This is a genomic window from Bradyrhizobium sp. PRIMUS42, from assembly GCF_023006515.1.
Classification (GTDB): Bacteria; Pseudomonadota; Alphaproteobacteria; order Rhizobiales; family Xanthobacteraceae; genus Bradyrhizobium.
Map to the genome: position 1 here is coordinate 1 of NZ_JALBGZ010000180.1, position 9,636 is coordinate 9,636.

General features: G+C 65.9%; 7 protein-coding genes and 1 pseudogene. 5 read left to right on the top strand and 3 right to left on the bottom strand.

Annotation, left to right across the window (positions count from 1 at the left end; genetic code table 11):
- The 4 genes and pseudogenes from MOV75_RS15855 to MOV75_RS15870 all read left to right on the top strand — a co-directional run.
- The coding region (locus MOV75_RS15855; protein WP_247006154.1) for a thiamine pyrophosphate-dependent enzyme at positions 1-1,010 on the top strand (1,010 nt) is incomplete at its 5' end.
- A gap of 4 nt (positions 1,011-1,014) precedes the next feature.
- On the top strand, positions 1,015-2,280 hold the full coding sequence (locus MOV75_RS15860; RefSeq protein ID WP_246926299.1) for an FAD-binding oxidoreductase: 1,266 nt from the start codon (positions 1,015-1,017) through the stop codon (positions 2,278-2,280).
- Between the two features lie 9 nt (positions 2,281-2,289).
- Positions 2,290-3,033, top strand: a complete 744-nt coding sequence (locus tag MOV75_RS15865; RefSeq protein ID WP_246926300.1) for an aspartate/glutamate racemase family protein — start codon at positions 2,290-2,292, stop codon at positions 3,031-3,033.
- Between the two features lie 38 nt (positions 3,034-3,071).
- A pseudogene (locus MOV75_RS15870) lies at positions 3,072-3,855 on the top strand (SDR family NAD(P)-dependent oxidoreductase).
- Positions 3,856-3,861: 6 nt separating this feature from the next.
- Here MOV75_RS15870 and MOV75_RS15875 read toward each other — a convergent pair.
- Genes MOV75_RS15875 through MOV75_RS15885 form a run of 3 tightly spaced genes read right to left on the bottom strand, consistent with a single transcriptional unit; the run spans position 3,862 to position 7,632 of the window.
- A complete protein-coding gene (locus MOV75_RS15875) occupies positions 3,862-4,656 on the bottom strand; it encodes an IclR family transcriptional regulator (protein WP_246926303.1) in 795 nt (264 codons plus the stop codon).
- A gap of 21 nt (positions 4,657-4,677) precedes the next feature.
- Positions 4,678-6,411: an FAD-dependent oxidoreductase gene (locus MOV75_RS15880; protein WP_246926305.1), complete on the bottom strand. Its 1,734-nt coding sequence runs from the start codon at positions 6,409-6,411 to the stop codon at positions 4,678-4,680.
- A 6-nt stretch (positions 6,412-6,417) separates the two neighbouring features.
- On the bottom strand, positions 6,418-7,632 hold the full coding sequence (locus MOV75_RS15885) for an ABC transporter substrate-binding protein (protein WP_246926306.1): 1,215 nt from the start codon (positions 7,630-7,632) through the stop codon (positions 6,418-6,420).
- A 341-nt stretch (positions 7,633-7,973) separates the two neighbouring features.
- Here MOV75_RS15885 and MOV75_RS15890 point away from each other — a divergent pair, with 341 nt between their 5' ends.
- A complete protein-coding gene (locus tag MOV75_RS15890) occupies positions 7,974-9,275 on the top strand; it encodes an MFS transporter (RefSeq protein WP_246926308.1) in 1,302 nt (433 codons plus the stop codon).
- Positions 9,276-9,636: the final 361 nt, after the last annotated feature.

The window sequence follows — 9,636 nt, forward strand, 5'->3', positions numbered from 1 at the left end:
CCACCAAGAGCATCGCGCGCTTTGCCGAGCGGTTCGACCTGCCGGTCGCGACCTCGTTCCGCCGCGCCTCGCTGATCGATGCCGACCATTCGCATTATGCCGGCGATCTCGGCATCGGGCCGAGCCCGGGCCTGAAGGCGCGCATCGACGGCGCCGATGTCATCCTGCTCATCGGCGGCCGCATGTCGGAGATGCCGTCCTCGTCCTACACGCTGCTGGATATTCCGACGCCGCAGCAGAAGCTGATCCATGTCCATCCGGGCTCGGAAGAGCTCGGCCGCGTCTATCAGCCGGCGCTGGCGATCCAGGCAACGCCCGCGGCGTTCGCGGCCGCAGTCGAGACGCTGAAGCCCTCGGACGCGGTGGCCTGGAAGGGCGAGGCCGCCAAGGCCCATGCCGATTACCTCGCCTGGACCGAGAAGGCGCGCGAACTGCCGGGCGCCTTCCAGTACGGCCAGGTCATGACCTGGCTGCGCGACCGCCTGCCGAAGGACGCCATCGTCTGCAACGGCGCCGGCAATTATGCCGGCTGGATCCATCGCCATCACCGTTTCCACAGCTTTGCGGCCCAGCTCGCGCCGACCTCCGGCTCGATGGGCTATGGCGTGCCGGCGGCGGTGCTTGCGAAGCGGCAATATCCGGACCGAACCGTCGTCGCGTTTGCCGGCGACGGCTGCTTCCTGATGAATGGCCAGGAGTTCGCGACGGCCGTGCAATATGACGCAGCCCTGGTCGTCATCGTCGTCGACAATTCGCAATACGGCACCATCCGCATGCACCAGGAGCGCGACTATCCCGGCCGCGTCGTCGGCACCCAGCTCAAGAACCCTGATTTCGCGATGTACGCAAAGGCATTCGGCGGCCATGGTGAGCGCGTCGAGCGCACCGAGGAATTCGCGCCGGCGTTCGAGCGCGCGCTGGCCTCCGGCAAGCCGTCGATCCTCCACTGCATCATCGATCCCAGGGCGATCTCGGTCGGCAAGGATTTTGCTCCCGCGGTGAAGGCTTAAAGCGATGACGACCGGCCGCCACGTCGCCATCATCGGTGCCGGCGCGGTCGGTGTGATCAGCGCCATCGAGGCGCTGCGCGAGGGCCATCGCGTCACGCTGATCGATCCGGGCGAGCCCGGCGGCGAACAGGCGGCGAGCTATGGCAATGCCGGCTGGCTGTCGTCTCATTCGGTGATTCCGCCGGCCGAGCCTGGCATCTGGAAGAAGGTGCCGGGCTATCTCATGGATCCGCTCGGGCCGCTCGCGATCCGCTGGTCCTACCTGCCCAGGGCGCTGCCCTGGCTGATCAAGTATCTGCGCTCGGGCTGGACCGAGGCGCGGGTCGAGACGACGGCCTTCGCATTGCGCGATCTGTTGAAGGACGCGCCGCTGCTGCACCGGAAGCTCGCGGACGAGGCGGGCGTGCCCGAACTGATCGAGCGCAACGGCGTGATGCATGTCTTCCCATCGCGCGGCAATTTTGACAACGATCTCGGCTGGCGCCTGCGCAAGAAGGTCGGCGTCGAATGGCTGGAGCTTTCCGCCGACGAGATGCGTCAGCGCGAGCCTGATCTGCATCCGCGCTACACCTTTGGCGTGGTGGTGGAGGAGGCCGGCCGCTGCCGCGATCCCGGCGCTTATGTCGCCGCGCTCGCCAACCATGCGCTGGCGAGTGGCGCAAAATTCGTGCGCGCCAAGGCGACGGGCCTGAAGCTTTCCGGCAATCAGCTCGTCGCGGTCGTCACCGAGACCGGCGAGATCGCCTGCGATGCCGCGGTGATCGCCGCGGGCGCCCGGTCGAAGCAGCTCACGGCCTCGATCGGCGATCCGCTGCCGCTCGAGACCGAGCGCGGCTATCACGTCATGATCGAGAACCCGGAATCGGGGCCGCGCAGCTCGATGATGGCGTCGGACGCCAAGATGGTGGTGAACTGGACCAACAAGGGCCTGCGCGCCGCCGGCACCGTCGAGATCGCGGGCCTCGAGGCCGCGCCGAACTGGAAGCGCGCGGAGATTTTGCGTAACCACCTCGTCAGCATGTTCCCCAAACTGCCGAAGGACATTCCGACGTCGCGCGTCAAAACCTGGTTCGGGCACCGGCCGAGCATGCCCGACGGACGTCCCTGCATCGGCTATGCGCGCGCCTCGCGCGACGTCGTCTATGCCTTCGGCCACGGCCATGTCGGCCTGGTCGGCTCGGCCCGTACCGGCCGGCTCGTCGCCCAGCTCGTAAGCGGCAAGCCGCCTGAGATTCCGCTGGCGCCGTTTGCGCCCGATCGTTTCCTCTGAGGTCGCAGCATGACCAGTTCAGCCAATTCGTCCTCCCGCATCGCCCGTGGCGGCAAGGCCATCTACGGCGCGCCGCTCGGCATCCTGATGCTGGAAGCGCGCTTCCCCCGCATTCCCGGCGATATGGGCAACGGCACAACCTGGCCGTTCCCCGTGCTGTATCGCGTGGTGAGTGGGGCATCGCCGGAGAAAGTGGTGCTGAAGGGCGCGGCGGGCCTGCTGCCCGACTTCATCGATGCGGCGAAAGATCTGGTGCGGCTGGGCGCCGAGGCCATCACCACCAATTGCGGCTTCCTCTCGCTGTTCCAGAAGGAGATCGCGGCGGCGGTCGGCGTTCCCGTTGCGACCTCGTCGCTGATGCAGGTGCCGTGGGTGCAGGCGACCCTGCCGCCGGGCAAGCGCGTCGGTCTCGTCACGGTGTCGGGCTCGACCTTGACGCCGGCCCATCTCGAAGGCGCCGGGGTGCCGCTCGATACGCCGCTGGCCGGCACCGAGAACGGCAAGGAATTTTTCCGTGTCCTGATCAAGGCCGAGAAGGACGACATGGACATCGCGCAGGCCGAGCGTGACGTGGTCGAGGCCGGCAAGCAGCTCGTCGCAGAGAATCCCGACGTCGGCGCCATCGTGCTCGAATGCACCAACATGCCGCCCTATGCGGCGGCGCTCCAGGCCGAGGTTGGGTTGCCCGTCTACGACATCTATTCCATGATCACCTGGTTTCATGCCGGACTGCGCCCGCGCGTTTTTGCGTGAACGCGCCCGCGAGATCGTCACTGTCGTGGAGTGAACCCATGAAATTGTCCGGCAAGGTCGCCGCCATCACCGGCGCAGCGCGCGGCATCGGCAAGGCCTGCGCACAGCGATTTCTCGACGATGGCGTCAAGGTCGTGATTTCGGATGTCGATGCCGATGGGTTGGCGGCGACCGCCGCCGAGCTCGGTTCGTCCCGGTGCCTTGCGCACAATCGTCGGCAATGTCGCCAGGCGCGCTGACGTGGACCAGCTCGTCGCCACCGCCGTGAAGGAATTCGGCCGGCTCGACATCATGGTCAACAATGCCGGCGTCGCCCGCAACCGGGACATCCTCGAGATCACCGAAGAGGAATTCGACGAGATCATCGGCATCAATCTGAAAGGCGCGTTCTTCGGCGTGCAGGCGGCCGCCAGGCAGATGATCGCGCAAGGCAGCGGGGGCGGGGTCATCATCAACATGTCCTCGGTGAATGCGCTGCTGGCGATCCCGGCGCTGGCGACCTACGCGATGTCCAAGGGCGGCATGAAGCAGCTCACCTCGGTTGCCGCCGTTGCGCTCGCCCCGCATAACATTCGCGTCGTCGCGGTCGGGCCCGGCACGATCCTGACCGACATGGTGGCGTCATCCATCTACACCTCCGAGGATGCCCGCAGGACCGTGATGTCGCGGACGCCAGCCGGCCGCGGCGGCGAGCCGAGCGAGGTCGCGTCCGTCGTGGCGTTCCTGGCGAGTGACGATGCGTCCTATATCACCGGGCAGACGATCTACCCGGATGGCGGCCGGCTGATCCTGAACTACACGGTGCCGGTGAAGGAAAAGTAGGAGATATCACTCCGCCGCAACCGTCATCCCGTGACCCAACCGCTTCGAGATGCCCCCAGCGCAGTCGCGCAAGGCATGCGCGATCGGGCTGTCCCAGCGCGCGTCGAACGTGCCTTCGGGCCCCATCGCGGTGATGACCAGCGCGACGTGACCGGAATGATCAAACACCGGTGCCGAGAACGCATTGACGCCGGGCAGGGGATCGCCGAGCGCGCGGGCGAGGCCGTGCTTGCGCACCTCCGTCAGCATCTCGGCGAGCTTGGCGCCCTTCACCGTGCGCTTCGGATTGTAACCGACGCCGTGACGATCGAGGCCGCTTTCGAGCGCGGCATTGATGGTCTTCTCCGGCAGGAAGGCCGCGAAGGCCCGGCCCGTGGCGGTCTCCAGCAGCGCCATCACCGAGCCGGCGCGCATCACGATGTGAACAGGCTGGGCCGGTTCTTCGAGCTGGACAACGGTCGGCCCGTGTGTGCCCCACACTGCGAGAGACACCGCATGTCCGATCTGGCTCGCGAGCGCGGCGATCTTCGGCCTTGCGATCCGCACGCCGGAGAGCCTGCGCAGGCTGATCAGGCCGAGCTCCAGCGCCAGCGCGCCGATCTCGTAGCGGCCGGTGGTCTCATCCTGCTCGATCAATCCGATGCGGGAGAAGCTGGCGAGATAAGGATGCGCTTTGGCCGGCGTCATGCCGGCCTCGCGCGCGAGATCGCGCAGCATCATCGGCTCGCCGCTGCGGGCGAGGGCACGGAGCAGTTCTCCGCCGACCTCGATCGACTGGATGCCGCGGCTTTCTCTCTTCATGCGCCTCCGATGCGCTTGGCTTTACGCCGCGTCGCGCTTGGCGGCGTTGTCGGCGAGGTGTCGTCCGGCAATGTAGCCGAAGGTCAGCGCCGGCCCAAGCGTGATGCCGGCCCCGGGATAATTGCCGCCCATGATGCTCGCCATGTCGTTGCCGGCGGCATAGAGCCCGGGAATGACCCGGCCCTCGGCGTCGAGCGCCCGCGCATTCTCGTCGGTGACGATGCCGGCATAGGTGCCGAGATCGCCGATCACCATTTTGATGGCATAGAACGGGCCGTTCTCGATCGGCGCGACGCAGGGGTTCGGGCCGTGCATGGCGTCGCCCTGGTAGCGGTTATAGGCCTTCGAGCCCTTGCCGAAGGCGGCATCGTGCCCAAGCGGCGCGGTCGCATTGAACTGCTTGACCGTCTCGACGAACGCCTTGGCGTCGATGCCGGCCTTCGCCGCCAGCGCCTCCAGCGTATCGCCGCGCATGAGATAGCCGGTATTGAGGTGATGACCCAGCGGCATCGGGAAGGGCGGCACGCAGCCGAGGCCATATTTGCGCAGCGTCTTGTGATCGCAGACGAGATAGGCCGCGATCTCCTCGCCGGGCCTGGCCGCCTTGACCATGGCCTGGACGAAGTCGTGATAGGAATTGCCCTCATTGGCAAAGCGCCGGCCGTCGCGCATCACCGCGATCACGCCGGGTTTGGCGCGGTCGATGAAATGCGGCATCACGCCCTTGGATCCGTCCTTGCGCGTCGTCCGCGACACCGGCACCCAGGCCGCCGCGTTCGGCAGGCGATCCTCGACATGACCGCCGGCGGATTCTGCGAGACGCAGGCCGTCGCCCGTATTCCCGGTGGGGCCCGGCGAGAAATGCTCGTTGCCCGTCGGCGCATGCGGAAACATTTTCCGGCGCCGCTCCACGTCATGCGGAAAGCCGCCACAGGCGAGCACGACGCCTTGCCTTGCGCGGACGCGGACCTCGCGTCCCTCACGCGAAACGATGGCGCCGGTCACCGTGCCGTTCTCGACCGTCAGCTCGCGCACCGGCGAGGACAGCCAGATGGGAATCTTCAGATCGAGCGCGGATTTGGCGAGGCGCCCGGCCAGCGCATTGCCGTTGGTCAGCGTCATGCCGCGGCCGTAGCGCAGCACGTCCATCAGATGCCGCGACAGGCGCTTGGCCACGTAAACCGCCGAGGTCAGCGATTTCGTCACCCGCATGAAATGGATGATCTCCTTGCCGGAGCCGAGCATCATGCCGAACACGGTGAGCTCGGGCAGGGGCATGCCCAGCGTCTTGATCTGATCGCCAAGCTCGCGGCCGTCGAACGGGCGCGTCACCATGGAGCGGCCGCCCTGCACACCGCCCGGTGCCTCCGCGTGGTAATCCGGAAAGACCAGCGGCATGTCGAAGCGCAGCGCGGTCTTGCTGGTGAAGAAATCGACTGCCTCGGGACCCGCACTGAGAAATGCATCGACGCGCGCGGCATCAAAGTTGTTGCCGGCCTCGTGCCGCAAGTAGGTGCGGGCCTGCTCCGGCGTCTCTTCGATGCCGTACGCCTTCGCCAGCGAGGTGCCGGGGATCCACAGCCAGCCGCCGGAGCGGGCAGTGGTGCCGCCGAAGCGCGGCTCCTTCTCGACGATCAAGACGTCGAGGCCGCGATGGCGCGCGGTGATCGCGGCCGACATGCCGGAGCAACCCGATCCGGCCACGAGCACGTCGCACTCGTAGGTCTCAATTGCGCTATGCTCGTTGCCGGTCATCTGGCTTCACTTCTTCAAGAGCGGACATTTGGATTCGGAGACCGGGCGGAAGGCGTCCTCGCCCTTCACGGTCTTGACGATGTCCAGATAGTCCCACGGCTCCTTCGATTGCTCGGGCGTCTTCACCTTGGCGAGATACATGTCGCGGATGACGCGGCCGTCCTCGCGCAAGCGTCCGCCATGGACGAATGTATCCTCGATCGGCAGCTCGCGCATCTTGGCCATCACCTTGGCGGAATCGTCGGTTCCGGCGGCCTTGATGGCCTTGAGATAATGCAGCACCGAACCGTAGACGCCGGTCTGGATCATGGTCGGCATCACCTTGGTACGCTCGTAGAACTTCTTCGACCAGGCGCGGGTTGCCTCGTCCATGGCCCAGTACGACGCCGTGGTCATGTAGGTGCCCTGCGCGGCCTTGAGGCCGATCGCGTGAACGTCGGTGTCGAACATCAGGAGACCAACCAGCTTCTGACCGCCCTGCACCAGGCCGAACTCGCCGGACTGCTTGATGGCGTTGTCGGTGTCCTGGCCGGCATTGGCGAAGGCGACGACGTCGGATTTGGAGCTCTGCGCCTGCAGCGCGAAGGAGGAGAAGTCTGCGGTGTTGGTCGGATGCTTGACGCCGCCGAGGACCTTGCCGCCCATCTCGTTGATGAAGCGCGTAGCGTCCTTCTCGAGCTGCTGGCCGAAGGCATAGTCGGCCGTGATGAAGTACCAGGACTTGCCGCCTTCCTTGATGACGGCCGAGGCCGTCACCTTCGACAGCGCGTAGGTATCGTAGGTGAAGTGCACGGTGTTCGGGCTGCACAGCTCGTCCGTCAGCGAGCTCGCACCGGGGCCGGAGAGCAGCGCGATCTTATTGCGCTCACGCACCATGTTGTGGACTGCGATGGCGATGCCGGAATTGGGGATGTCGACGACAGCGTCGACCCTGCCGTTGTCGAACCAGCCGCGCACGATCTGCACGCCGACGTCGGTCTTCATCTGGTGATCGGCGCTGATGATCTCGATCGGCTTGCCGAGCACGGTCGGCCCGAATTCCTCCACCGCCATCTTCGCGGCTTCCACCGAGCCCGGTCCGCTGTTGTCGCGGCCCCAGCTCGACAGATCCGTCAGCACGCCGATCCGCACCGCGTCGTCGGACACTTGCGCGGTCGCGGCTGACGTCATGGCAACGGAAGTCATGGCCGCGAGCATGGCGCAGGCCAGAAGCCCTCTCATGGTTGTTCCCTCTCTTATTGGCCGCTTGGCACGGCGGGTTATTCTGGCGGTAAGTTAGATAATGGTGAATTAGTTTGTCAATGGCGAAAAGTGGAGAGCGCCGGTGAAAGACGGGAAGCGGAACGACTTCCACGCCGTCATTGCGAGCGTAGCGAAGCAATCCAGACTGTTTCCGCGGAGGAAGACTGGATTGCTTCGTCGCAAGGGCTCCTCGCAATGACGAATGTTGAAGCAGCGGTGCGCCAAATCCCGCGTAGCAATCCTGTGAGAGCCAACACGCCCGCAGGTTGCAACCGTCATCGTGATTGGCCATGATGCCATCAGGAATCTTGGGGCAGGGCATGACGGCAGCAACGGGGATTTCCGCGGGGGCGGAGAAATCGACGACGGCGCATGTGGTGTGGGCGAGCGCGCTCGGCACCGCGATCGAGTGGTACGATTTCCTGATCTACGGCACGGCGGCGGCGCTGGTCTTCAACAAGCTGTTCTTTCCGAGCTTCGATCCATTCGTCGGCACGCTGGCGGCGTTCTCGACCTACGCGGTCGGTTTCGTGGCGCGGCCGATCGGCGGGGCCATCATCGGGCATTACGGCGACCGGCTCGGCCGCAAGACCATGCTGGTTGCAACCATGATCGCGATGGGGCTCGGCACCTTCCTGATCGGCTGCCTGCCGACCTACAGCCAGATCGGCGTCTGGGCACCGATCCTGCTGGTCATGCTGCGCTTCGTTCAGGGCATCGGCTTAGGGGGCGAATGGAGCGGCGCGGTCGTCATGGTGATCGAGCATGCCGGCAATCGCCGCGGCTTCTACGGCAGCCTGGTGCAGATCGGCTTTCCCGTCGGCGTTGCCGCCTCCACCGGCATTTTCGGCCTGATGACCAGGCTTCCCGAAGCCGATTTCCTGAGTTGGGGCTGGCGCGTGCCGTTCCTGATCAGCATTTTGCTCGTCGGTGTCGGCTTCATCGTGCGGCTCAAGCTTGCGGAGACGCCGCACTTCAAGGAGGTGGTCGAGCGCAAGGAGGTGCTGGCGCAGCCGGTGCTTGAGGTGCTGCGCCGCGACTGGCGCAGTTTTCTGCTGGCGATCGGCATCACGGTGTCGGAGGTCGGGCTCGCTTATCTCCTCACCGTCTTCACGGTTGTTTACGCCACGACAAAACTCGGTCTGCCGCGTCAGGTGATCCTGAATGCCGTGGTCTATGCCGCGATCGTCGAGTTCGCGACGCTGCCGCTCGCCGGCTGGCTGTCCGACATCTTCGGCCGCAAGGCGCTCTATCTTGCCGGCGGCGTGTTCTCGGTGGCGCTGGCGTTTCCGCTATTCTGGTTCCTCGACACCAGGGAGCCGGCGCTGATCACGCTGGCGCTCGTCGTCACGATGACGCTGACGCATGCCCTGCTGTTCGGCCCGAAGGCGGCCTTCATGCCCGAGCTGTTCCGCACCCAGGTGCGTTACAGCGGAGCCTCGCTGGGGGCCAATGTCGCGGCAGCGCTGAGCGGCGGCTTCTCGCCGTTGATCGCCGCCGCGCTGCTCGCATGGGCCGGTTCGTACTGGGCCGTGTCGGTCTACATCATCGCGCTCTCGATCATCACCATCATTGCGACGCTGATGGCGCCGGAGACGGCGCGCGACGCGCTGAAATCCTGACGTGGATCGTCTCGCGCGACGTAGCACGCAGCACAAGGAACGTGGATGCCCGGGCCTTCGCCCCGCCGAAGCGGCTTCGGCCACGAAGGCTGGACGCGCCCGGCACGACGACCTCTTGTAGGGAGACCATCGTCGCTCGACGGCCGGGTTCCGCCGGCCGATTGCCTTTTGTTGGCCGGCAAGCGAACCTTCTGCGGCCATATTTGAGCAGGAGTGATTTCCCGTGAGGGAGGCGCTCCGATGACCAAAGCTCTGATCACTGCTGTCGCAATGCTGGCCTGTGTGCCCGTGAGCGCGGTCGCCCAGGAGCGCGCGGGCGATGCAGCGCTCGGCGCGGTATCCGGCGCGGTTGTGCTGGGCC